18 protein-coding genes are annotated in these 24,442 nt (G+C 54.2%); 13 read left to right on the top strand and 5 right to left on the bottom strand.

All coding sequences use genetic code 11. From position 1 onward, the window contains the following. Window positions 1–224: 224 nt before the first annotated feature. The 10 genes from NTU47_01080 (at window position 225) to NTU47_01125 (ending at window position 14,699) form a co-directional block, all read left to right on the top strand. The gene (locus NTU47_01080) at window positions 225–563 is read left to right on the top strand and encodes an STAS domain-containing protein (GenBank protein MCX6132378.1); all 339 of its coding nucleotides are present in this window, start codon (window positions 225–227) and stop codon (window positions 561–563) included. 253 nt (window positions 564–816) lie between these two features. Next, window positions 817–2,100 carry a hypothetical protein gene (locus NTU47_01085; GenBank protein MCX6132379.1) on the top strand — a complete coding sequence of 428 codons (1,284 nt, stop codon included), beginning with the start codon at window positions 817–819 and terminating at the stop codon, window positions 2,098–2,100. Window positions 2,101–2,117: 17 nt separating this feature from the next. Continuing rightward, complete coding sequence (locus tag NTU47_01090; GenBank protein ID MCX6132380.1) at window positions 2,118–3,116, top strand: hypothetical protein; 999 nt, start codon at window positions 2,118–2,120, stop codon at window positions 3,114–3,116. Then, on the top strand, window positions 3,113–4,000 hold the full coding sequence (locus NTU47_01095; GenBank protein ID MCX6132381.1) for a hypothetical protein: 888 nt from the start codon (window positions 3,113–3,115) through the stop codon (window positions 3,998–4,000). The genes NTU47_01090 and NTU47_01095 overlap by 4 nt, the downstream gene beginning before the upstream one ends. A 161-nt stretch (window positions 4,001–4,161) precedes the next feature. After that, window positions 4,162–4,779, top strand: a complete 618-nt coding sequence (locus NTU47_01100; protein ID MCX6132382.1) for a TonB family protein — start codon at window positions 4,162–4,164, stop codon at window positions 4,777–4,779. Window positions 4,780–4,942: 163 nt separating this feature from the next. Beyond that, complete coding sequence (gene msrA / locus NTU47_01105) at window positions 4,943–5,515, top strand: peptide-methionine (S)-S-oxide reductase MsrA (protein MCX6132383.1); 573 nt, start codon at window positions 4,943–4,945, stop codon at window positions 5,513–5,515. Window positions 5,516–5,666: 151 nt separating this feature from the next. Then, the gene (locus NTU47_01110; protein ID MCX6132384.1) at window positions 5,667–8,819 is read left to right on the top strand and encodes a UvrD-helicase domain-containing protein; all 3,153 of its coding nucleotides are present in this window, start codon (window positions 5,667–5,669) and stop codon (window positions 8,817–8,819) included. Continuing rightward, window positions 8,816–11,644, top strand: coding sequence for a PD-(D/E)XK nuclease family protein (locus NTU47_01115; GenBank protein MCX6132385.1), 2,829 nt, complete (start codon window positions 8,816–8,818; stop codon window positions 11,642–11,644). Before NTU47_01110 ends, NTU47_01115 begins: the two co-directional genes overlap by 4 nt. A 37-nt stretch (window positions 11,645–11,681) precedes the next feature. Beyond that, entirely contained in the window at window positions 11,682–14,369 is a 2,688-nt protein-coding gene (locus NTU47_01120) for a glycoside hydrolase family 3 C-terminal domain-containing protein (GenBank protein MCX6132386.1), read from the top strand. Between the two features lie 24 nt (window positions 14,370–14,393). Then, entirely contained in the window at window positions 14,394–14,699 is a 306-nt protein-coding gene (locus NTU47_01125; protein MCX6132387.1) for a hypothetical protein, read from the top strand. A gap of 225 nt (window positions 14,700–14,924) precedes the next feature. Here the strand turns inward: NTU47_01125 and NTU47_01130 are convergent, their stop codons facing one another. The 3 genes from NTU47_01130 to NTU47_01140 form a co-directional block, all read right to left on the bottom strand. Further along, the gene (locus tag NTU47_01130; GenBank protein ID MCX6132388.1) at window positions 14,925–15,950 is read right to left on the bottom strand and encodes an acyl-ACP desaturase; all 1,026 of its coding nucleotides are present in this window, start codon (window positions 15,948–15,950) and stop codon (window positions 14,925–14,927) included. A gap of 81 nt (window positions 15,951–16,031) precedes the next feature. Then, window positions 16,032–16,307: a hypothetical protein gene (locus NTU47_01135; protein MCX6132389.1), complete on the bottom strand. Its 276-nt coding sequence runs from the start codon at window positions 16,305–16,307 to the stop codon at window positions 16,032–16,034. A gap of 36 nt (window positions 16,308–16,343) precedes the next feature. Then, window positions 16,344–16,643, bottom strand: coding sequence for an NIPSNAP family protein (locus tag NTU47_01140; protein ID MCX6132390.1), 300 nt, complete (start codon window positions 16,641–16,643; stop codon window positions 16,344–16,346). Between the two features lie 354 nt (window positions 16,644–16,997). Between NTU47_01140 and NTU47_01145 the strand changes: the two genes are divergently transcribed. Continuing rightward, window positions 16,998–17,360: a cupin domain-containing protein gene (locus NTU47_01145; GenBank protein ID MCX6132391.1), complete on the top strand. Its 363-nt coding sequence runs from the start codon at window positions 16,998–17,000 to the stop codon at window positions 17,358–17,360. Window positions 17,361–17,453: 93 nt separating this feature from the next. Here the strand turns inward: NTU47_01145 and NTU47_01150 are convergent, their stop codons facing one another. Together NTU47_01150 and NTU47_01155 are read right to left on the bottom strand one after the other, a co-directional pair. After that, on the bottom strand, window positions 17,454–19,601 hold the full coding sequence (locus NTU47_01150) for a TonB-dependent receptor (GenBank protein ID MCX6132392.1): 2,148 nt from the start codon (window positions 19,599–19,601) through the stop codon (window positions 17,454–17,456). A gap of 82 nt (window positions 19,602–19,683) precedes the next feature. Further along, the gene (locus tag NTU47_01155) at window positions 19,684–20,220 is read right to left on the bottom strand and encodes a hypothetical protein (GenBank protein MCX6132393.1); all 537 of its coding nucleotides are present in this window, start codon (window positions 20,218–20,220) and stop codon (window positions 19,684–19,686) included. A 249-nt stretch (window positions 20,221–20,469) separates the two neighbouring features. On the opposite strand from NTU47_01155, the gene NTU47_01160 reads away from it, so the two are divergent. Together NTU47_01160 and NTU47_01165 are read left to right on the top strand one after the other, a co-directional pair. Beyond that, on the top strand, window positions 20,470–24,051 hold the full coding sequence (locus NTU47_01160) for a glycosyl hydrolase-related protein (protein MCX6132394.1): 3,582 nt from the start codon (window positions 20,470–20,472) through the stop codon (window positions 24,049–24,051). Between the two features lie 72 nt (window positions 24,052–24,123). Beyond that, window positions 24,124–24,303 carry a hypothetical protein gene (locus NTU47_01165; GenBank protein MCX6132395.1) on the top strand — a complete coding sequence of 60 codons (180 nt, stop codon included), beginning with the start codon at window positions 24,124–24,126 and terminating at the stop codon, window positions 24,301–24,303. The last annotated feature ends 139 nt before the right edge of the window (window positions 24,304–24,442 follow it).

Raw genomic sequence — 24,442 nt, forward strand, 5'->3', positions numbered from 1 at the left:
CACGAATGATACAAGGAGAGTGATTGGAAATCAACCGTCGAATGTTCTTGTTCGGCACAGAAGAACGGCCTTCCGCCTTTGAAATCACCCTTGCTCGCTCACTGCAACCCGTGTTGACATTCGGTAAAAAAGGCAGTACTATTTTTCTTCAGAGAGCCCGCTAGCGGTGAAATGAGTGCCGGTAGCTATGTGCTTTGGATAGAATTCCACATGGAGAATCTTGTATGACGATCAAAGAAAAGATGCACGGCGACGTTGCGGTTCTTACGTTCAAGGGCAACCTGATGGGTGAGCCGGATACCACAGAGGTTCGGGAAAAGATCTACAACCTGCTGCAGGAGGGATTCGGCAAGATCGTGCTCGATATGGGCCAGGTGAAGTGGGTGAACAGTTCCGGGCTCGGAACGTTGATCGCCGCCATGACCTCCGTGAAGACCAAGGGGGGGGAATTACGGCTCGCGCGCGTGACAGACAAGGTGGAAAGCCTGTTTGCCATTACACAGCTTGTCAAGGTCTTCAAGACCTACGAAACAGTCGATCGCGCTGTGTCGAGCTTCAAGTAATCGTTTTTTCTCGCCGCCGAATCTTCCAGCAACACTGCGTGGCAGACTCAATCCTGCAGACAATCACACAGACATCGCCGGCATCCCCGGCGATGTCTGCATTTCAAATCAAGATTGTTCGGTCAATCCCTGCATTCAACCTGCACTGGGGTGTTCTGTCGTTGAGGAATGCCTTGTGTGATCAGCGCGTCAGAAACAGACGTCGACGCATTCATAACCAAAGCGAAACAATGACTACGAGAGAATTCGAGACATGAAGACACCCCTTGTGCTCCGTTATGTCATCTGGAGTATGCTCATTTTTGCAGTTTCGATGGGGCTCTTGAGTTTTCGCGCTCTCCGCTCGCTGGAATTACGATCGACCGATTTTACCTTCAGCAGGCGCTACTACCTTGATGCGGATGAGAAGACAGGCAAGGACGTCGATGCGCCTGTCATGTCTGTTCCATTCTATGAGCAGATTCCGCATGAGCTTTTCCTCGAGTTGGCTCACGATGTTACGCATCGTTTAAGAGAGGCGGGGGCAAAGGTCGTCATCGTCCCCCTCCCCGCAAACATTCGCCCCACCGGTCGGAACCTGAATTCCATCCGCAGGCTCATCCGAGACAGCATCGTAATCTTTGGAGTATCGACGAGACCGTCGCCTTATTTCGGCTTCGATCCCACACCCGAAGACAAGCAGTACTGGTGGGTGCAGCACCCGCTGTATCATCGTGTGGAAATGCACTGGGGCGCGATGACCGAATACACGAAGGATTTCAGCCGGCTGTCGCGATTCGTGCCGACCGGAATCCGCGATGAGACCACAGGAGAGCCGGTACCGGAAGTCATCGTGCTCGCGTTGAAGCGTTTTTTTGACATCCCCGACAATGCGGAGCTTCCTGTTTCGCCTTCCCGTCTCCATATCGGGACGTACGCGTTCCCGATCGAACGTGATGGGCTTACCTACACCCGCTTTCGATTGCCAAAGCGGCGAACGGTTGAAATGTACGCTTCGCTCAATCCGACGTCGGATTCACTCATGTACTGGCCGGCGTTCGCAAACCGGGCGAACGACACAGCCGCGGTACGTTCCGCATGGAAGGCGCACGAAGGAAAAATTGTTATCATCGATTGGAACGGCTCCGGCGCGTATCGATTTCCAACCCACGGGTTGGCGTATTCCAGTATCGTGAACTCGTTCTTTGATCGCTCGTTCGTGAAGGTGCACAACGAGTGGAATGTACTGTTGATCACGACGCTGGTTATCCTGCTTTCCGTTGTCAGTTACGTTCTGCGCAACGGGTTCATGGTATTTCTTTCCCTCGCTCTCAGCGTCTCTGCCGCAGCCACCAGCGCCTGGTTGTTCAACTCCCATGATGTGCTCTTCGAACCCATTTACATCATCGTCCCCATCCTGCTGTGCGGATTTGTTCTACCAATAGCCAAGCTCGCGGGAGAAAGACGTATTGCAGAGGAACGAGCAAAGAGTCTCCAAGAAGAAAATCGCCGGCTCCTTGAGCTCCAACGATCCACTCCTCCCGGCACACACTTCTAGTCAATGACGGGTTGCCAATGAGCATCGTTTTCATTCCGCTTTTCATACTCTCAGGTTCGTTCCTTCTCTTGCGGAAGATGTTCTTGAAGCCGGTAGAACAGCAGCCGTCACGGCTTTCGCTTTTTGTGATCGGCGTTGTGACTTGGGTTTTCATTCTCTCGTCGGCTGTCTGGGTGTTGCTTCCGCTCTACCTGATCTACACATTGCTCGCCATGAAGAGTCTTGGTGCGCTGTTCCCGCTCATGTTTCTATTCATGGCAACGGGATTCATTTTCGTAACAAAGGAAACACTCGACAGCGCAACCGTTCTGCACTTCCTTCGCGAGTCCGCTTTCTTTCGACCCGTCAGACGCCACAGCATTCATATCCAGGAAGAGTTGGACAAGAAGCAGATCCGGGATGTCCACCGCGAGACCTCGGATAAACCGTTCCCGACAGCCGGGAAGCAGAAGCGTCTTCTGACGGAGAAGGAGATCCATCAGCACAGACAAGAAATGATTGCAGCCAGCGAGCGCCCGACACGCTCCCGCCGATATGACGAAGAGGTTGCATCCCTCAAATCCGGCGCAGCCACAAGCATCGCTGATGCCTGGAAAGTCTATACATTCGACCACAAGTCGCACGATTATTACCCCGAAATATCTTTGATGCTGATCGATCCCAACACCAGGGCTCTGCAATTCAACCTCAATATTCCGCAGGCGACGGAAAAGGCTCTCCAAGATCCAATATTTGTGTATCAACTGAAACAGGAGTTGTATCATCTTCTCTCCGTCCTCCATACAGATCCCTGGCTGGCATGGTATTCGGAGTTCTTCGACCGCATACACACCGTTTGCTTTGGTATCGAAGCCGATAGTTTCGGTCACACGCAATTGTACCCGTTCATGGAAATCGACATTGCCTCTTCGGAGCTGCATCAGCGCGAGGGGAAATTCTTCAATGCGGCGGATCTCCACAAAATCTGCACGCTGACATTCAACAACGGGAAACCTCTTTCGGGTGAATCCTTATGAATCGATTCGCGCTTGGCGTACTCCTCCTCTCAGCCTTCATGACAGCTCTTGCTCAGGAAACCCATCAACAGTATCCCGAATATGGGGAGCTTCTCTTCATACGCCTTTCGTCTGCCCCGTTTCCGCATCCCCGGCGCGCCTCGGGGCACGTGTACGGAAATCAACAATTCCCGGCGGAGAAACACTATAGCGACAGCAGCGTCGCCATTTTTATTCCGAACGGATTCCGTCAGACGGATGCCGTTGATATCATCGTGCATCTCCACGGGTGGTGGAACAATATCGATACTGTGCTGAAACGCTACAAGCTGCCGCAGCAAGTTTTCGAAAGCGGAAAGAACGCTATCCTTGTCGTGCCCGAAGGTCCGCGCAACGCACCTGATTCTTTCGGGGGAAAATTCGAAGACCCAGGAGGATTCAAGAGATTCGTAGACGATGTTGGCGCGTTTCTTGTTCAAAAAGGGAAAATCAAGACCACCGCGCTCGGAAAAGTCATTCTTACCGGCCACAGCGGAGCATACCACGGGATTTCGTTCACGCTCCTAAGGGGTGGAATACCGGAGAAGATCAGCGAGGTCTATCTATTCGATGCGCTCTATGGTCAAACAGAAAAGTACGCGTACTGGATCGATCACTTCAAAGGAAAGATGGTCGCTGTGTATACGGACTCCGGTGGAACGAAAGACGAAACGGAAAGTCTAATGGAAGATCTCCGGGGTTGGGGCATCCCATACTGCGCAAAGGATGAAGCAGCGCTTCTCCGTGTCGATCTTCTGAACAACCAGCTGGTGTTCATTCACTCCGCTCTTGAACATGACATGGTTTTACATGGCCGGATGCAATTCCGCGAGTACTTGAAAGCAAGCGGCCTCGGAAATCGTTGAGGGGTGGAACCGGACAGTCTCGCGTAAAGGCGGAAAGTCACCAACACCCTATTTTCATTGCCGCCCGTCCAACTGGTTGACATTCAATGCCCTCTGTTGTACGTTTGTGTGTGGGGATTCCGAACGCTGTAAGGTTTTCCCCCCGCAGAGAGGTGGACATCATGAGGTTTATCCTATTCGCGGCTTTGCTCCTATGCGGCTGCGCCACTTTTGAACTGCCCGATCCAAGTTACTCGCTTCCCGAAGTAATACACCAGTCTTCTCTTCCCCCCTGGCCATTCCATACTGATCACGCCTCGATCAACCTGGTATTCCGGGTATATATCGCTCTTGATGGGACCGTAGGAAGAGCGCAAATCGAGACTCCCAGCGGGAGCAGAGCATGGGATTCTCTCGCTCTGGCTGAGGTGCGCAGATGGAAGTATTCCCCTGCATTGATGAATGGTCGTCCGACGGCACTCTGGCTCCGGCAGCTGATCACGATGCATTTCGACAATCCTCTCTATATGAAGATCGCCGAATTGGCCTGCTCCGAAGAGACGGCCGCCGATTCAGTGTACGCCATGCTGGTTGCCGGTGCCTCGTTCGATTCCCTCGCGCGCCAGCATTCGGTTTCCGATTCGCGCACACGCGGAGGCGTTCTCGGTGAAATCGATCTTCACACACTGCCATTGCATATCTCGCGCCAGGTTGCTGCGCTTCATCCCGGGGAATATACTAAACCCTTGAAGCGTGGGCGGCAGTTTGTGATCTTCAGACGGGTCGGCAACGGCGCGTAGCGCCTGCATAACAAGCAAGAACTGCAGAGACCGGTTCCGTTGGGCGAAGCGACGCTTCGCCCAGGGAGCCGTGCCTCAGATCCAGCCGCTCCACAGCCATCCATGGTTATCTTGCAACTTTTTCCCCCATTAGATTGTTAAAGGAGAAGTCAGAGGAGTTCGCATGAAAATCTTCATACCACTTTTTATCTGTTTCTCCGCATTTGCCCAACAGGGAGGAAAGGCAGTTCATATGGAAAAGGCTACATTCGGGGCCGGCTGTTTCTGGTGTGTCGAGGCGGTCTTTGAACGGTCGAACGGGGTTCAATCGGTCGTCGCCGGGTACGCCGGCGGAGCGAAAGCAAACCCGACGTACGAAGAAGTTTGTACGGGCACAACGGGGCACGCCGAAGTCGCCCAGATTACGTACGACCCTGCCAGGATCAGCTACGAAAAACTGCTGGAGGTGCTCTGGGAAGCTCATGACCCCACGACCTTGAACCGCCAGGGAGCTGATGCCGGAACGCAGTACCGATCCGTCATTTTCTATCACGACGAAAAACAGAAAGCAGCCGCCGAAAAGTCGAAGGCGGCAGCCCAGAAGAACTTTGATTCCCCGATTGTCACAGAGATCCAGCCGTTGAAAGAATTTTATCCGGCCGAAAACTATCACCAGGACTATTACAAGAACCACGCGAACGCGCCCTATTGCGTCTTCGTGATCAAACCAAAACTGAAAAAGCTGAAACTTGAATGAGCGCCACGGCGCTCATTCGTTCCCTCCTCGTCTGTATTTCTCTCGAACACTAGAACGCATCTCCATAACGGTCAGGCCAAGTCGAACTTGTGAATTGAACGTTCTTGACTTGGCTGGCATCGGATGAAATTCTCATGTTGTCGACCTGTTTTTGAGATGGCTTCTAAAGAATATTTCCTACATTGTCCCCGTGGCGCAATCCTCTCCTATTCTTACCATTCTCGAAAAAGACCGTCAGTTCGTCCTCGAACTGCCGAAGTACACCGTTGTCTCTGCGTCTGCAGGAGCGGGGAAAACCCGGGCACTCAAACAGCGCGTGGTCCAACTGCTCCTGGCACAAACGATACCGAACAACAGCCTGAAGAACATCCTCGCAATCACGTTCACCAACAACGCTGCCCGCGAGATGAAGCAGCGCGTCCTGGATGGCTTGAAATCGGCCTCCCTCGGAATGCCGGAAACACTGGAAGAGTTTCAGCACCTCCTCTCGCTGACGCCATCTGAAATACAGCTCAGGGCCGGTACACTCGTCGAAGAGATTCTGGACAACTACTCGGATTTTCAGATCCGCACCATTGACAGCTTCCTTGCCCGTGTCTTCAAGGCTTCTGCCCTCGAACTCGGCCTTTCTCCCGACCTTGAGATCGCTCTCGACAGTGACGCAATCCTGGATGAAGCGTTCACACTTTTTGCCCGGGAGCTGCACGCAGGGACATCTTCTGCCCGTCTTTTCGATCAATTAATTCAGTTGTTTCTCGAAAGCCGGGGCGGCGACGACAGGTTCTTCTGGAATCCATACCCGGAACTGGCCGATAAGGTGAAGGATCTCTACAAGAGGATCATCCTTACATCAAAACAATTGCGGCTGGAAGATCACTCCAATGAAATCCGGGAACTTGGCGGGCAACTTCCGAAGAAGGTGCTGGAACTTGACAGGCTTCTCAGTCACCCGAACATTGCGAAGGCAAAGCGATTTGAGGATTATGTCGGGTATGCACAAGCGGATGATGTGGACCGCCTGATCGGCTACAAGTTCCCCTCATCACCGATGAAGAAGACAGAGAGCGATCCGAAGCAATTCCAGCGTTCACTCCTCGAATGCCAGCCGCTCTGCGATGAAATCGCCGCGTTGCGGTCACACATGATTCTTCTGAAAGCACGCCAGCACTATCAACCGTACGCAGAAGCGCACGCCCTTCTGGCACAATCCATCGAAGCCGTCAAGCGCGAACGGGGACAAGTGGACATTGGCGACGCGGTCAAACGCCTTGCCGAGTATCTGAAGCCGGGTATCGTCACAGAGGTCTATTATAGTCTCGGAGAGACCCTTTGTCACTACCTGATCGACGAATTCCAGGACACAAATCCAATTCAGTGGGAAACTCTCGAACCCCTGGTCGGCAATGCGCTCGCGACAACGGGCAGCCTGTTCGTCGTGGGCGACACGAAGCAATCGATCTACGGATTCCGGGGAGCCGATTGGCGTATCATGCGACGCCTGCAGTCGGAAGACGTCTTCCCTTCTGCGACGAAGGACCTCAAGTCTCTCGACACCAACTATCGCAGCTTCGAGAAGATTCTCCGTTTCAATCGCGACGTGTTCAAGACAATCGTCCCTCAGAAGGTTGATGCAGACGCCGCACGTGCAAGCGGGCTTGCCACAGACGAGCAGCATGTCCGTGATTCTTTTGTCGGTAAAGGATACGTCGAAGTCATTTCAGTCCCTGTTGATGCTGTCGATGGTCAATCCGGTCAAGTCCCCCAGAAGGAGAAAATGCTCGATATCGTGGCTGATTGCCTCTCCCGCGGCTACCGGCGATCTGATATCACGATTCTCTCGCCTCGCAATGGTGACATCATCGAGATCAGCGGGTGGCTCAATGAACGGGGCATTTCATTTATCTCACACAGCAGTCTGGATGTCCGCAGCCGCGCAGTGACGGGGGAATTCCTGGCGCTGCTTCGCTTCCTCGATTCGCCGATTGACGATCTATCCTTTGCCACATTCCTGCTCGGGAATGTGTTCGGCGGACTCCTGCAGCGCGACAACAAAACAATATCCAGGCAGAACCTTCTCGACCTCCTCTTTGAACACCGTCTGGCTCATCGCCGTGAGCATCCTCTCTACATCACCTTTCGCCAGACACACCCGGATGTATGGCGGATGTACTTTGAGAACCTCTTTAACGTTGTCGGCTATTTGCCAGTCTACGATCTGATCTCTGAGGTATTCAACACATTCAACATCTTCGGGCTGCTGCGTCAGGAGGAAGCGACGCTGGCAAAGATACTCGAAGTTGTAAAGGATTTCGAAGAGCAGGGTGAAAACAGCCTCAAGGGGTTTCTCCAATTTGCGGTGGACTCTTCGGAAGATGCTGATTGGAACATCGATATTCCGACTGATGTCGACGCCGTGAGGGTCATGACGATTCATAAGGCGAAGGGATTGGAATCGAGGGTTGTCATTGTGCTTCTCTATGATTCCACGCCCCGCCGCGACAGTCTCTACTTCGAGGAGGCAGGAGACGAGGTGCGGCTGGTTCGTCTCGCGAAAGATGTCGCAGAAGAGGTAGAGGAGTTGTCCGGCCTGTACCGGGAAAAAACGCTGAGGCAGACGGTCGACGATTTGAACAAGCTATACGTTGCGTTCACGCGAGCCGAAGAGGAAATGTACGTCATCAGTGTACAGGCGAAGCGTTCAAAGACCCCTTCCGAATATCTGCCTGAGAGCGGTTACGGCCCGGAGCCGAAACCTGCCGCTCACCGCGTGGCGCCGGAACCCGAGACCAGCGTTGAACTCTCTCACGATCTGCCCCGAACGGCACTGCTGCAGGTGGAGTACGCTGGAATTGCTGTCACCGAGGCCAGACGAGGGGAGTTTGTCCACGCAGTTCTGGAGGCCATCGGGTATGCGGGAGATGATCTCGGGCCTCGTCTTGACAGAGCAATCGAGCGTGCGCTGGTGCGCGTTCCTTACGAGACCGACCCGCTGCAGCTGCGGGATCTCCTGTTGAACGTCATCGCGCTGAACGAGCTGAGTCCGTACTTCCTGAAGAGCGAGGGGCGGACCATCCTGAACGAGCAGGAATTCGCGGGACCAGATGGAGCGCTTCTCCGCATGGATCGCGTCGTAGTTGATCCGGCGACCGTGACCGTCATTGATTACAAGACAGGCGAAGAAAAACCCGACTACACGGAACAAGTGCTCAAGTACATGAAGATTCTCAGAAGTTACTATGCGGGCAGATTTGTTCGCGGGCTGCTCGTGTACATCGATCAGAAATTGGTCAGGACTGTCTCGTGAGCCGGCACGTCATCATATCCCCCGCACAGAACCTGATTCATGAGGTTGCTTCGCGGCTGAAGAGCAGTACGAACGATTTCAGCTCGTCGATTGTGGTGTTCCCCGGAAAGCGACCGGCGCATTTTGTGCGGAAGGCTCTGGCCGAACGGATCAGGGGAAGCTTCATTCCTCCTCGTATATTCTCCATCGATTCGTTTGTCGAGTATCTTGTTTCCGACAAGCTCGGTCTTGTTCATAAGCCCCTCGACAACTTCGACGCCGTCGCGCTTTTATTCGACATTCACGTTTCCCTCGCGGAGCACCTGGGAGGAGAACATTTCAATTCCATCGATCGGTTCATCGGTCTTGGATTGAAGCTGTACACCGAACTCGAGGAACTGGTGATGGCCGATGTAAGTATGCGCCGCGTTTTCGAGGCGCTGGAGGCCGCCCCGCTTGGCAGAATGCAGGCTCTGCCGGACTATTTCGGTCGATTCTACGCCGTCATTGAAGAGAAGGGGTCTATCACCCGTGCGCTATATTACAGGAAAGCCGCCGAGCAGATCGATTCGATCGATCTTTCGTCCCATCAGAACATACTCTTCGCCGGTTTCTATGCATACACGGAACTGGAGCAACGCATCCTGACCAGCCTCTTGCGGCGCAAAAACAGCGCGTTCATCGCACAGCAGGGGCCCGGATTGAAGAAACATGTTCAGGCACTCGGGATCGATGCTGACGATGTGCAATCCCCGGACACTCCTTCCGCTCCAGCCTGCTATTTCTACAAGGCATCCGATACGCATGGACAAGTCTTTGCGGTGAGCCACAAGATCAAGGCCATGCTTGCTTCGGGCACACCGATTGACGAAAAAACGGCGATCATCCTCCCCACTGCTGATGCGCTTTTCCCGGTGGTCCACCAGACACTTCCATTGCTCCCGCCGGATCGGTACAATATTGCTCTTGGTTACCCGCTGCAGCGGACGCCGCTGTTCGGATTTCTAAGCAATCTGATGGACCTCGGAGCCGGAGCCCGCGGCGGTGATGTGCCGGCCAGAGAATACACGACGTTTGTGCTGCATCCATACACAAAAAATATTCGTTTCGGCCAACGGTCTGATGTCACCAGGGTTCTCTTTCATGCTCTGGAGAAGTTCCTTGCCGAGACGCAGTCCAGAACGTTCGTGTCCCTTGAATCACTCGAAAAGAACAACGTTCTTCTCGACGGTGTCCGTCGTTCCCTTGCTGCCGCCGGCATTGAGGCAAGCCTGAGCGACCTTCAGAACCACCTGCAGACGATCCACGACCGGACGATCCGGCAATTCCTCGATCTTCATTCACTTGGAGATTTTGCGGCCAGAGCTGTCGAGATCCTGCAGTACATTTACAAACAAAGCACGGCAACGCGCCACCGCTTCTTCCATCCGTATGCGCAGAGATTCATAGAGCTATTCGAATCGATCCGGATGTCCCTTCTCGCGCCGCACCGGTTCGGCGATCCGTCATCGTATTTCGCGTTCCTGCGCAACGCGGTCGCTTCCGAGGAGGTCCCGTTCTCCGGAACGCCGCTCGTCGGCCTTCAGGTGCTCGGACTACTGGAAACCCGCAACCTTTCGTTCGATACCGTCTTCCTTCTCAACGCGACGGACGATGTGATTCCCGGGACGCGCGGCAACGATGTTCTTCTCCCCCAACCATTCCGCGAGAAGCTCGGCCTCGAGACCTACCGTCAGCGCGAACGGCTGATCGAATACTATGTGAGCATCTTGTTTGCCGGTGCGCGCACGGTGCACTGTTTCTTCACCGAGTCCGGCAATCACGAAAAGAGCCGGTTTCTGGAAAAGCTCCTGTGGGAAGAACAACAAAAGAAGAAGAGCCTGGATATCAAGGACCTTATTCAGGTCGTTCGGTACAACGTGCAGCTGGCAACAGCGTCGCCGGACGCGATCGAGAAAACGCACGCGGTGCTCGAACACCTCGAGGGGTTCGAGTATACGGCCACGTCGCTTGATACCTGGCTCACCTGCCAGCTTAAATTCTATTATGCGCATGTATTGAAGCTGTCGGAGAAGGACGAGGTCGCAGATGACATTGATCAGCTTGAGGTCGGGAGTTTCGTGCACGACGTACTGTCAGCGTTCTTCAAGAAGACCGTGGGCAACACGTTGACTCCAGCCGATCTTGATCTCAAGCGGCTCCGGCAGCTCATCGATACCCTCTACGAAGAGAAGTACGGCTCCGATCTCGTCGGCGCATCGTATCTCGTGAAGCAGCAGCTCATTCGCCAGCTTGAGGCCTTCATCAGCGGCTACCAAATGCCCCGGATCGTGCAGGATTCTGTCAAGATCCTCGGGCTTGAAGAATCCATCGCGGTCAACGCAGGTGGGTTCAGTTTCACAGGACGAATAGACCGCATCGAGCAACGAGGCGCCAGGCACGTAATCCTTGATTATAAAACCGGCCGCGACGATTCGCACGTCAAGATCAACATAGACAAATTGATCGCTGGCGAAGCTTCGACCTGGCATGCGGCTATAGGGTCGTTCCAGCTTCCAATGTACATGCTCCTTTATTCGGAGGCCAAGCAGGTTCCGATCTCATCGATCCTGCCGGCTTTCTTGTTTCTCGGGCGCAACGAAATCACACCCGACATTGAAACCGGCATCGGCGGAGCGAGCCACACCGCAGCGGAAGTGTACGAGGCTGTGCGCCCGGTCTTGTTCGGCACCATTCAACAAATCCTCGATCCGACAAAGCGCTTCGAACCAACCGAAGAGTTGCACAAAGCATGTCCCCGGTGTCCCTATCGGGCTCTCTGTGGTACATCGTGGGTTGGCGGATAAATCTGGCGGTAACGTTGGCCTTCATCCCGGAGGTTGTATGCGCGTATTGAAACAGATCCACATGTTGTTGCTCGTCACCCTCTTCGCGGCGGGGGTCGCTGGGTCACAGAACAAATCCATGCCGGCATCAGGAGGTTTTCCCTTCCAGAATCCTTCTCTGACCATCGATGAACGGGTCGGCGATCTCGTTTCGAGGATGACTCTCGACGAAAAGGTAAAGCAAATGCTGTTCGGTGCTCCCGCGATTCCCCGCCTCGGAGTTCCGGAATACAATTGGTGGGGAGAAGCTCTCCATGGCGTCGCCCGAGCCGGCAAAGCAACCGTATTTCCCCAGGCCATCGGCCTTGCCGCTGCCTGGGATACAGATCTCATGCTGCGCGTTGCGACGGTTATTTCCGACGAGGCGCGGGCAAAGCATCACGACGCGTTGCGAAAAGGGAGACGTGGCATCTATGAAGGCCTCACCTTCTGGTCTCCGAACATCAATATTTTCCGCGATCCCCGTTGGGGCCGCGGCATGGAAACGTACGGCGAAGACCCGTACCTCACAGGACGGCTCGGCGTCCAATTCGTCAAGGGCCTGCAGGGGGATGATCCGAAGTACTTCAAGACGATTTCTACTCCCAAGCATTTTGCAGTCCATAGCGGACCGGAGCCCGACAGGCACGTTTTTGATGCTGTGGTGAACGAGCGCGATCTGCGTGAGACGTACCTCCCTGCCTTTCGCGCTACAGTCATCGAGGCGAATGCCCAATCGGTGATGTGTGCCTACAATCGTTTTCGCGGCGAGCCATGCTGCGGGAGCAGCGAGCTGCTGCAGAAAATTCTGCGAGACGAGTGGGGATTCAGCGGCTATGTTGTCTCCGACTGCTGGGCAATCATGGACTTTTACACCACGCACAAGGTGGATCAGACGGCTCCCCAAGCGGCGGCCAGAGCGCTGGTTGCCGGAACAGACCTCAACTGCGGCGTTACCTACGACAGCCTCGGTGTCGCCGTCAGGCAGGGATTGGTCAGCGAGCAGCTTGTTGACGTCGCCGTGAAGAGGCTCTTTCGTGCACGGTTCGGACTCGGTATGTTTGATCCTCCTAGGTTCGTCCCCTACGCGAACATCCCCATCAGCAACAACGATTCCAGGCAGCATCAGCGGCTCGCCGTTGAGTCCGCACGAAAATCGATTGTGCTTCTGAAGAACGATGGAAATCTGCTCCCATTGCGAAAAGGCATCAAGACGATCGCCGTCATCGGTCCCAACGCTGATGATGTGGATTTACTGCTCGGCAACTACAACGGCTTGCCGTCAGATCCTGTCACCCCGCTGGCGGGGATACGACGCGGTGCCCCCAGGGGAACGAAGATACTCTACGCCCGCGGATGCCCGGTTGCCGAGAGCATTCCGTCGTTCGAGATTGTACCGCCAGGCATGCTCTTCACGGAACAAAACGGCAGCAGGAAGGCCGGGCTGACAGGCGAGTACTTCAACAACGATCGATTCGATGGGAGGCCCTTCGTTACCCGGGTGGATCCGTCGATCAACTTCAATTGGTGGGAAGACCCGCCGATGCCAGGTTTGAGAGCAGACAGCTTCAGCATTCGCTGGAAAGGAGTGCTCGTCCCTCCGATGGATGGCCGATATGTACTCGGCGTGCGGGCATTTGGAGGGGCGCGACTTTGGATAGCCGATTCGCTTCTCTTCGATGCATCCAACGAACACGGCGTGATAACGCAGTCAAGCACTACGACACTGAAGGCGGGTGTCGCATACGCGATGCGCATTGAGTACTGGGACCTTCGGGCAGACGCGAGCATGCAGTTGGTCTGGTCGCCGCCGGCACCGAAACTCAGAGACGAAGCCCTGGCTGCAGCGAAGTCGGCAGATATAGTTCTGCTGATGATGGGCCTGTCGCCGCGACTCGAAGGGGAAGAAATGCCGGTGGAAGTGCCGGGGTTCAAAGGCGGTGATAGGGTGGATCTCGGGCTGCCGCGCGTCCAGGAGGAGTTGATTCAGGCTGTCGCTGCCATCGGAAAGCCCGTCGTTCTCGTTCTTCTGAGCGGCAGTGCTGTCGCCGTGAACTGGGAGGCCGAACATATTCCCGCAATTGTTGAAGCATGGTATCCGGGTCAGGCCGCCGGGACAGCCCTGGCAGATGTCCTTTTCGGTAACTACAATCCCGCCGGACGCCTTCCTGTGACGTTCTATAAATCGGCCAACCAGATTCCCCCGTTCTCCAACTACACTATGGAGGGAAAAACCTACCGCTATTTCAAAGGAGAGCCGCTCTTTCCGTTCGGGCATGGACTCAGCTACACGACATTCATGTACAGCAATTTGAAACTTCCGTCGACTGTGCCTGTCGGCAAGAACGCTTCTGTTTCTGTCGACGTCAAGAACTCCGGCAACAGGAGTGGCGAAGAAGTTGTACAGCTCTACGTGAGCGCGCTTGAAGCATCAGCTCCTGTTCCGATACGTGCTCTGCAGGGATTCCGGCGGGTGCAGCTCAAAGCGGGAGAAACAAAAACGGTCTCCTTTACGCTCACGCCGAGGCAACTTTCTTTCATTGATGCTTCGATGAAGCGTGTTGTTGAGCCGGGTACCGTTGAGGTCAGCCTTGGGGGAAAACAACCGGGCTTGAAGGGAATGGCGGATGCACCCACGTCGGGTGTTGTCGTCGGGCAATTTACGATGACGGGATCGAGAATTCAGATAGGCGAAAAACCAAATTGATGCACCACACAGGAAGGGAACATCATGATTGGAATGATGGGGCTTTGGAATACCGATCTCGACATTCCGTGGAAAGAAATCCTCTCGGGAATTCTCACCTATCTGTACTCGATCGCACACTACGTGGGTATGTTTGTTGTCTATCTTCTCGGACGCGTCCTGCCGGCAGCCAGAGTTCCGGCGGATTTGATCGATCCCATTGGTTATCTTGCTCTGCTTACCGCGTTTCTCATCTTGGTTCAAGTGGCGAAGAAAATCGCATGGATCCTGGTGGTCGTGGCGTGGGCGTTGATCCTCGTGAGGATTGCGATGGGACTGTTTGGGTACTAGCGGGTTGTTGAGGTTCCACATTCAAAAGCAAAGGTAAACCGCCAAAGCCGCCAAGTGCGCCAAGGAATTGAAGTTCCAGACGAGATTGAATGTTGACCATTCTCTCAATGCTCCTTTGCGCTCTTCCTTGCCTCGAACTTTTGCCACGTGGGCGGTCTGCTTTCCCGCATAATGCTGCTGCCGTTCTGATGTCCCTCAATTCGCATACTGGTCTGCTGAGGCGCTTCAGACCGAGGTCGGCGAGAGCGACACCTCTCTGTCATATATCCAGCTGAACTTCTCCGATCCGGAAATGTTCACCCGCTCTGCCAGCTTTTGATACCGTTCGGCGAGGCCGCACAGATATTCCTGGGCCTTCGCCGAAGCATCCGAGAGTCCCTCCAATCCGGCAATCTTCCACTCGTCGACCAGGGCGTGGATTATTTCTGCATAGTCCTTCGCCGTGTACACTCCGGCTTTCTGTGCCACCAGAGAGAACTTCGTGTACAAGTTGTCGTCTTTTCCGTCATGCATCAATATTGCGGGCATCGCAATCTTCGCCTTCATCATCTTCGCGAACGACACAACCGCTCCGGCCGGATCGAGTTCAAAGACCTTTGACATGAAGAGCTTGTACGCTTTTTCGTGCCGTGCTTCATCCCCTGCGATCATGCCGCAAATCTTGTGCAGCCGATCTTCACCCGCACGCAAGGCCAGTGTTCCCACATTGCGATGAGAGATCTTGGTTGCACGTTCCTGAAACGACGTATAGACGAATCCCAGGTATGGATCATCTCCGGTTCGCGGATCGAAACCGTTGTTGATAAGATGGTGAATGGTTGTCTCTACCGCTCGCATGTCAACCCGGCCGGTGAGGTATAGATACTTATTCAACAAATCGCCATGGCGATTTTCCTCCGACGTCCAACCGCGACTCCATCGCGCCCACGGTGATGCACTAGCCCCAGTGAGATCGGTGATACCCTGAAGACGGTTCAGCCACGTTTGGTACGTGGGAAGCGCTTCCTCGGTGACCATGTCCCCCACGAGTATCACAAGCACATCATCCGGGAGATCCTTCGCCCGGTTGCGAAAGGCCGTGACCTGCTCCTTCCAGTCATCTTTTGTGAGGTCCGGCAGGAAGTCAGACGGCTGCCAGCTTTCGTTGACGGGTTTCAGCAAGGTACCGAGGTTTTGCTCAACGAAGCCTTCCATGCTCTTGACGACTTCGAGCTGAGTCGATGTGACGTTGATCTTGTTGTTCTCCACCATGGGATCCTTCTGTCTTTGATTGTTGGTAATTCTGGTTGACCGTTTTTGGAGAGGGGTCGAAACCCGTTGGTATAGATATCATCAGTGCATGGTTGCCACATCGGCGGGCGAGAACTTCACAAGTTTGACTGCCTTTGCGCTGTTCCGCTGCAGGGACGGGACAACCATCAGGGCTTGCGTCGCGCTCTCCGCCTCGAGCACGACCCATCCTGTATAGTCACCATCCATGCAACCCCAATCGAAACGTGTGATGTAGCCGGTGGCGTTCACTTCCTTCAACGCATGCTTCAATCGCCGGCCGTATGGGGAGAGATCACGAGAAATCTGTCCATGGTTGCCTCCTCTTATTGTTGTCATGGTGTGCTGTGAAGTGCAAGATTGCTTTGGCTGCGCTCACGAGCCGACGATGTTGAATATCTCGCGGCGACCCGATTCCACGATCGGCATGAAGCGTTGATACCACTCCGAGAATTCCTTCGAACTCATGATTTCCTTTTGCGACTTTTCAAGGTCCGCCAGGTTCTGGTAGGTAATCTCCATGACGAGTGTATAAAACGGTCCGGTGAGATCGGTCAGAAATCGCGTGGGCGCTCCGCCATGGTGCTTGATGACTGCTTCATTTTCTTTTATCAACGCCGCGGCTTCCCGGGCTTTACCGAACTTGAGTTGGAATACGTTGCGGACAAGTATCATTGCTCGCTCCTTTGGATTGGTGACAGGAATCGATGAACTGATCGGCCCTCCCGGTTATACATTTAACATCTGTTTGCGGGAGATAGTTCTGTTCTTTGCCTCGTCGAAAAAGCCGGGTCCCCTCTTCGCAATGAGAGGGAAAACCCTTGTTTTATAGGCGGTTGTGATCGGCGGAAACGGCTTTCCCCATGCCGTCTCTGATCCGTCCAGAACAACGCACCTTCATGCACAATCCACTTCACTCCACCCAAATTCGCGCTGGTGTTCGATAGTCCATCTTCTTGTGCACTTTATTATCTTGTACTGAGAAACGGGCTGCCAGAATTCAGTTACCCTCGCGAGGAGAGATTGGAGATGAACAAAGTCAACATCGCCGAAAAGCTAAATCAGATTTCTGAACAGTGGCGACCAAAGGTTGTCGGTGAGCTGAACGGGCAGGAGGTTAAGCTTGTCAAGTTTCGGGGAGAGTTTGTTTGGCATCATCATGAGCTTGAAGACGAGTTATTTCTTGGTATCCGTGGCAGTTTTCGGGTCGAATTTCGCGATCACAGCGTCTCCGTTGAGCCCGGGGAGTTCATCATTGTTCCCCATGGTGTTGAACATCGGACTGTGGCGACAGAGGAAGCGCATGTGCTGCTCTTCGAGCCAGCAGCCGTCCGGAACACGGGAAACGTCGTCGATCCAAAGCTCACGGCTCCGATGGGGGATCGGTTGTAGCATCACGCCCCCGCGGGGTAGAAATCCGACCTCTCCCTGGTTTTCCATGCAAAGAAATCGGACTTCTCAACGGAGGGCGTGACACTCAAACACCTACAACATCGCCCCCAACGTAAACGAAGCAATCATGTTTCTTGGCAATCCCGACTCTATGTACATCGGTTTTCCCTGGGCGTTGAGATCTGGATTGATCCAGGCGGAGCCGACGTATTTTTTATCGAGCAGGTTCTGGACGCTGAAGAACCCCGACACATAGAACGCGCTCCCGCCCAGACGATACTGATCAAGTCCGATGGATGCATTCAGAATCTGCCATGCAGGAACCCAAACCTGATTTGGATCATCCGCGTAGTACCCGCCCGAGCCCTGGATGCCTACCCGCATATACGCTCTCTCAACAAATGAGGGAGAGAATTTCACTGCGCCGCTGTAGTGGGCGTTCGGCACTCCGGCAACCTTGTTATCCTTGTAGTCGGCAAAGATGTTCGCCTTGCTCGCACTATAATAGACCGAATCCACCTTGTATTCGACGTACTTGTTATCCGAAATCGTCAGGGCGGCTTCGATGGAGAGTCCGTTGAGCAGGTGCAGCTTTCCGCCAAACTCTGCCCCCATCCGTCGGGTCTCGCCGGCTGTGAAATAGAACCGCCCATTCCTGTAGGGAATGATATCGTTGGTCACCTGCAGCCAATACAGAGCGATATCGTAAACCAGCGTTCCCTTCCATCCACCGCTCCCAAGCTCAATCAGCTGCTTTGTCCCGACCTCAATTGTCGATGATGTGATCGGATCGAGAAGCAGGTTCACGGCATGAATGGTGTCGGGCGGAACCGGATCTGTTTCATTCCCCGCCGGCACTTCGACACCACCGCCAATGTTAGCATAGAAGCTGTGTGTCGGTGTCAGGCGAAATGTAACCCCTCCCTTGGGGGTGAAGTGTGTGAACGAACGAGAGTCATTCAACCATGGCTTGATAAAACTCTGGCCATAATAGGTGATATCGTCATACCGTCCGCCCAGCAACACGCTCCAGCGCTCGCTGAGGACAATTTCGTCCTGCAGAAAGACCCCGAAGTTGTTTGCCCCCTCTCTCTTGTTGTCGCTCAACGTCGATCCCCTTCCGCCCGAAGCGGTCAGATTGTAGAACAGGATTGCTCCATCCTGATATGCCTCATCCGCTCCGACAAGCATGATATTCTTGATGTCTCCTCCCAGTGTGGTGTTGTTCTGATACGCTACATTGCCGCCGGCGTGATAGCGTGTAAAATCGCGAAACGTGTTACGCTCCGACCGCTGGAGATACTTCGGGTTGACGAAGACGGACGCCGAGAACGAATGTTCGTTGCCGATGTTGTGAGAAAGCGCCGCGCCGAGCCGGCCCAATCGGTTGAAACGCCGCTCATCCCGCTTGATGTAGAGTGAATCAGACTGTTGAGCATTGTCGTCGTACTGAAGCTGCGTCATCGGACCCGGGATCCGGAAGAGATTGCTTGCCCCGGCCAGGTACACACCGAGCGACGTTTGCTCCCCTAGCTGCGACAGGAGAGCGATGTTCAGAAGTGAAAGAGAGCTGTTGGAATGCCATCGCCAGCCGTCTGCGTTTGTGTTCGAAAATGAAACCGCCAGTTTTCCTGTACCGAGCCGCGCGCCCGCCTGCACCATTTCCTTGTGGAAGCCGAAGTCGCCGAAAGCCGACGAATATGCCGCATACGGTTCGTCGAACGATGTATTCGATCTGATGTTTACAACCCCGCCTGCCGCGTTTCCCCACAGGGACGATGCGTTGGATCGAATGACCTCGATGGAGCCCGCTCCGGCAAGATCGACCAGATCGAAAGCTGTGCGGCCATCCGGTTCAGTTTCCGGGAAACCGTCAGAGAGAACGCGGATTCCGCGCGCCGTTCCTGAATTCGACCGCTCACCTGCACCGCGTGCGCCAAATCCGCGGATGGTGATGCGAATATCCTGATTACCATATCGGGAGATCGCGAAAACTCCGGGGACCAGGGTCAATGCCTCATCGAGCCCGTATCCCTTCGTCAAGGCAACGCTGCTTTTCGAGAGAACCGTCAATGCCAGAGGGACCTCGAGCCATGGTTCGGCAATGCGGGTTCCAATGGTTGTCACGAGAGGAAGCTGATACTTGACGCTATCGCCCGCCTGCTGCGCGTCACACCGTGAAGGAAACAGAAATCCTCCAATCACAAAAACGAATACACCAACCCTGCAGAGTACAGACATGTGAATTCCTTTCATCGAAAGCAAATGGTTGATCACGATGGGTGCACACACACATTGATTGTGCGTGTTGAGATTCAGTACGCTATGATTCTATGGATTTCGGAGGGTGAAAGGGGGCGTCAGAAATGCTAAACAAGGGGAGAGTCAGGTCGGGAACGGCACAATATCCGAAATCAGCCAGAAGTCCATGGCCTGCTGCCGGATTGCTGAAGGAATTCTTGAAAACATCCTTGAAGGAATCGATATTGTTGAACACACCTGAATGATTCATTTCGCGCTGTGTGTGCTGATGGAGGCCTGACACGAGACGCTCTTCGTCCGTGTCCCTGATGCAGAGAAAATAGGCCGAGTCCCCAGCCACCCGTGTGCGAACGACATCGTACATCGCCCCATCGTGGCGGAACTCGTTTTCTTCAATCCACTGAAAGAGATCCGACTCCTGCTTCAGGAGATCAACATGAAAGACAAGCAATGTGAGCTGACCGTCAGGAATTTCAGCCGCAATTCTGTTCCTCATCTCGTTCTGTGTGCGATGCTGGAGAATGAAGAACACCGCCAGATATCCTGCGAAGTTGTGGAGATACAAAAAAAGGAAGAATATGGCGATGGTTCGTCTCATGGGGTCTGTCAAACTCAAGATAGGAGGGGCCGGGGTATGATGCAAGACGTTCGCTGAACCGGTCAAGAATATTTACCGAACACCGTTCACGGTTTCCTTGACCGTTTTCCGTATTTCTCTGCAGTCTGGAACGCCCACTTCACGCTCCATTATTCCCAACACTTTGCTATCTTACCGACAGTCGTAGTCCCGCAAAACACAACGTTCATCCCAAGGCGGTCCATGCTATCGATCCCCCGAAGAGACTCTATGAAACCCTATTGCCGTCTTTTTCTCCCGCTTCTTGCATCATTATTGCTGATTTCCAGTTCGGATGCTCAGCTCAAAGAGTCCATAGAGCGGAACACCCTCCTTCTTCGGATGCTCGAAGGATGCATCGAGGGATATGAGGGGCCGATCAGCGGCGACGCAATCAATTATCCGCGCCTCAGAGAGGATCGCGCCGACGCGCTGATCGCGAGAGCCACGACCGGCACGATGGCTATTGAATGGAAGTCCGCCAGAGTCCCCTCCAGTCTTAGCGGCAACGAAGTCACTTTTGTCGTCAGTGCGGGAATATTGACCCGGCCGGGAATTACACTGAAGTTCGAGCTTTCTGTGAACGATATTCCGCGTGTTGTGTTCTCCTCGTGCGACACTTCGTCGTGGCAGGCGGGTGAACCCGGCGGCGTGCGGTTGACATTCGACGGCGTCATGCGCGACCAGCACACCGATGCGTTTGGCTACCTGCGCATCCACGTCCCGTCCAACTTCATTGTTCCCGGCGAAGCGGTGCGGTTCAAGGTTGTAGGCGAAAAGGCCGGATCCAACGGTTGGTGTATGGTTTTCAAAGACAATGAGGTTCTCTCCTACCTGAGAAACCGCGTCGCTCATGAAGGGTATTGCGCCATCACTCTCGAGCCAACCGGCAAGCGGTTGACCGCCGCGCTCATCGCTCCGGCCCCCTGGATCGGGAAGCGCGTGTCCTATGGTATCAACGACGCACCTCTGCGGCCTATTGTGTTCACAGGTCGAAACGACACACTTGAATCAATTTTTTCTGTTGAGGCAAACAAGAACGATCGTCTTCAATTGTTCGTCGAGGGGAATCCCATCATTGACGTCAAAGGGTTGTTCCGCGATGTCAACGAGACCAGGGTGTTCGACGAAAAACTCGTTTCCTTGAAGAGCCGGACCACGCCGTCAGGAGCCTGGGGATTGGAGTATGAATCGATTTACGCCCCCTACGTCGGTAAGTCGATTGCGCAGCTTTCTGATAGCACGAAGGGGCACGGTCGAGTTCATTTTATTCTCTCCACGCACCAGGACATTGCGTGGATGGATTCTCCCGAGCAGTGCATCAAGGACCGGGACGAGAAGATTCTCACCCCGACACTCGCGATCATGAAAGAAGACCCGCAGTACCGCTTCGACCTTGAAGATGTCCTTTTCCTCCGTGAGTATCTTGAGCGTCATCCAGATCGAAAGGACGATCTCCATAAGTTCATGCTGGAAGGACGACTTGGCATCGGCGCTTCCTACAATCAGCCCTACGAAGATTTGTGCTCGGGCGAGATGCTTATTCGTCAATTCTACGCCGGTCGGAAGTGGCTGAAGAAGAATTTCCCCGGGTGTGATACGCGCACGTATTGGAACCCCGATATTCCGGGACGATCCGCGCAGATGCCGCAGGTCATGCGCAAGGCCGGCGTCAAATACCTTTTCATCAGCCGGTTTGAGAAAGGCCTCTATAACTGGCTAAGCCCCGATGGCTCGGAGGTTCTCACACTGAGCCCGGGCCACTATGGCGATTTCGCTGAACGTGTCGGGAAGAAGGGGTTTCCCGAGATCGCCGGATACATCGCGTCATTTTCTACTGACTGGAGCAGCCGCATCAAGAATGGGAGCCGTAACGTCCCCATTGTCTCGATGAGCGACATGAGCACTCCTGTCCGATACGACAATATCATGAACAAGTGGAATGGCGTAACATCTCTTTTCGATACCCGGGGCACTTCCCGGCCGCTCACCATACCAACGATTCACTATTCCTCGGTCCAGCAATTTTTCGATTCCGTTGCAGCGGAAAACCTCCAGCTCCCTACGGTCCATGGAGAACGGCCAAATATCTGGCTCTATATCCATGGGCCAACGCACCATCGGGCGGTCTCAGCCAAACGTGAGGCCGACGTGTATCTGCCGGCCGCAGAAATCTTCTCGACTGTAGGTTCTTTGCTCGCGAAATCGTTCGGTCGCTATCCGCAGAGCGAGCTCACCGCCGCCTGGGAGTCGCAGCTATACCCCGATCATGGGTGGGGAGGAAAGAATGGAGAAATCACCGACAGCACATTCCGTGCAAAGTTTGAATACGCGCGCGACGTTGCAAGAAACGTGTATTCCCGCGCAACCAGCGCTATTGCCGGACAGGTGAAAACAACAAAGAACAAAGGTCTTCCCCTCGTGGTGTTTAACAATCTCTCCTGGCGCCGAACAGCGCCGGTTCAGTTCACGGCGGCCTTTCCGCAGGGATCGTTCCAGAGAGGGCTCACGCTTCACGATGCCACCGGCAGGACACTCCCCTGCCAGGTGCTTTCCGTTGAGAAGCACCCTGATGGAAGCGCGAAATCCGCTTCCCTTGTGTTCATTGCCGAAGAGATTCCTCCGGTTGGCTACGCCACGTTTTACATCCGCCAATCCACGGCTCCATTGAGACCCGACACGACATCGTTGCCCAGAGAAGATCTGCAGAGCAGGTACTACAGGGTTTTGCTCGCTCCAGGCGGCGTGCGGCAAATTACCGATGTTGAGCTGCGGAAGGATCTTCTCAGCACAGAGAAGTTTCTTGGCGGTGAGCTGTTCACGATGCAATCCGTCGGACAGGATGCGGGAGAGTGGTCCGAGCCACAGCAACCCACGATGGAAGGATTCGACAAGGTGAGCAACTACAAGCCCGTGTGGCAGCTTGTGGAATCAGGGCCCGTGCGGCAGGTTGTTGAACTCCGTCAGGATATTGGCCGCGCAACCGTCGTGCAGCGGATCATGGTGTACAGCACCTTGAAGCAAATTGATTTTGAAACGTCGCTGTTGAAGTGGGACGGAACAAAATACCGCGAATTCAGGCTCGCGTTTCCCATGAAAATGATGAACGGCCAGGTGACGTATGAAACCCCGTTTGCTGCAGTCGAAGTGGGAAAGGACGAGATGAAAGGCGCGGCCGGCGAGCGGTATAAAACTGACGCAGCGGTCATTCGCCCAAGGTCGATACAGAACTGGATCGGCGTTTCGGACAACGATATCGGTGTTACAATGAGTTCGAGCGTAGCCGTGTGGGACTATCAGGACCCGACCGACCAGCCGATTGGCGTCCCGATGCTGCAGCCGGTGCTGCTTGCTTCACGACGGAGCTGTCACGGACTTGGCCCCTGGTATCTGCAGGAGGGGGATCATGTCTTCCGGTTCTCGCTGACATCACACCGGCCCGGATGGCGAAATGGGAGACGCTTTGGCGTTGCGGCAAATAATCCGCTGGGTGTCGTGTTCAATCCGACTCCCTCAGCGAAGCCAACGCTTCCCGAGCAGCGGGGGTTCTTTTCAATCGGCGTTGACAACGCCGTGTTGAGCACCATGAAGAAATGTGAAGATGACGATGCCGTGATTATCCGGCTTTATGAAGATGCGGGAAAGAATGGTCTCGTTCGGCTGCGATTCCCCACGCCGCTGCAGCGGGCGCAGAGCACCAACATCATAGAAGAGGAAGGCCTTCCGGCGTCGTTCAAGATCGACGAACTCCAGTTCCCGCTGATGCATTGGTCGATTCAAACGTTTAAGGTTACACCAAAATATGGCCTGTGAGGTTCATGGTTGAACTGTGTTGGTTTCAAGTTTTGAGTTTGTCCGCGCGCTGATTGCTGAAGAGATGTTCAAATGAAGAGAACGAAAGAGACGCCAAAAGATGTTCCGATGTTTTGCGATTACAGCTGCACGTATGCGTCATTCGGTAAGCGGGATGTCTCCGGTGCCTGCCGACGCGAGCAGGCGGTGTACTGTGCGATTCTGAAAAAGTATAACAACAAGAACAACAAGTGCCTGGTCCCGAGAGCCTAGTTTGTTTCAGTGGCGCACACAGATAGCACTGAATGTCTACGTGATGACCACAGAACGACCAGCCATGATAACCGGACAACGTCTCTGTTTTCACTGTTCGCCTCTTCTGCTGCTCTCGGTATCGATCCTCCTTCGACAT

The organism is Ignavibacteriales bacterium, assembly GCA_026390595.1.
Classification (GTDB): Bacteria; Bacteroidota; Ignavibacteria; order UBA10030; family UBA10030; genus UBA9647.

What these genes read in the sequence shown, in the direction of transcription:
- NTU47_01080 (MCX6132378.1), top strand. Translation starts at nt 225, where the DNA reads ATGACGATCAAAGAAAAGATGCACGGCGACGTTGCGGTTCTTACGTTC.
- NTU47_01085 (MCX6132379.1), top strand. Translation starts at nt 817, where the DNA reads ATGAAGACACCCCTTGTGCTCCGTTATGTCATCTGGAGTATGCTCATT.
- NTU47_01090 (MCX6132380.1), top strand. Translation starts at nt 2,118, where the DNA reads ATGAGCATCGTTTTCATTCCGCTTTTCATACTCTCAGGTTCGTTCCTT.
- NTU47_01095 (MCX6132381.1), top strand. Translation starts at nt 3,113, where the DNA reads ATGAATCGATTCGCGCTTGGCGTACTCCTCCTCTCAGCCTTCATGACA.
- NTU47_01100 (MCX6132382.1), top strand. Translation starts at nt 4,162, where the DNA reads ATGAGGTTTATCCTATTCGCGGCTTTGCTCCTATGCGGCTGCGCCACT.
- msrA (MCX6132383.1), top strand. Translation starts at nt 4,943, where the DNA reads ATGAAAATCTTCATACCACTTTTTATCTGTTTCTCCGCATTTGCCCAA.
- NTU47_01120 (MCX6132386.1), top strand. Translation starts at nt 11,682, where the DNA reads ATGCGCGTATTGAAACAGATCCACATGTTGTTGCTCGTCACCCTCTTC.
- NTU47_01125 (MCX6132387.1), top strand. Translation starts at nt 14,394, where the DNA reads ATGATTGGAATGATGGGGCTTTGGAATACCGATCTCGACATTCCGTGG.
- NTU47_01130 (MCX6132388.1), bottom strand. Translation starts at nt 15,950, where the DNA reads ATGGTGGAGAACAACAAGATCAACGTCACATCGACTCAGCTCGAAGTC.
- NTU47_01135 (MCX6132389.1), bottom strand. Translation starts at nt 16,307, where the DNA reads ATGACAACAATAAGAGGAGGCAACCATGGACAGATTTCTCGTGATCTC.
- NTU47_01140 (MCX6132390.1), bottom strand. Translation starts at nt 16,643, where the DNA reads ATGATACTTGTCCGCAACGTATTCCAACTCAAGTTCGGTAAAGCCCGG.
- NTU47_01145 (MCX6132391.1), top strand. Translation starts at nt 16,998, where the DNA reads ATGAACAAAGTCAACATCGCCGAAAAGCTAAATCAGATTTCTGAACAG.
- NTU47_01150 (MCX6132392.1), bottom strand. Translation starts at nt 19,601, where the DNA reads ATGTCTGTACTCTGCAGGGTTGGTGTATTCGTTTTTGTGATTGGAGGA.
- NTU47_01155 (MCX6132393.1), bottom strand. Translation starts at nt 20,220, where the DNA reads ATGAGACGAACCATCGCCATATTCTTCCTTTTTTTGTATCTCCACAAC.
- NTU47_01160 (MCX6132394.1), top strand. Translation starts at nt 20,470, where the DNA reads ATGAAACCCTATTGCCGTCTTTTTCTCCCGCTTCTTGCATCATTATTG.
- NTU47_01165 (MCX6132395.1), top strand. Translation starts at nt 24,124, where the DNA reads ATGAAGAGAACGAAAGAGACGCCAAAAGATGTTCCGATGTTTTGCGAT.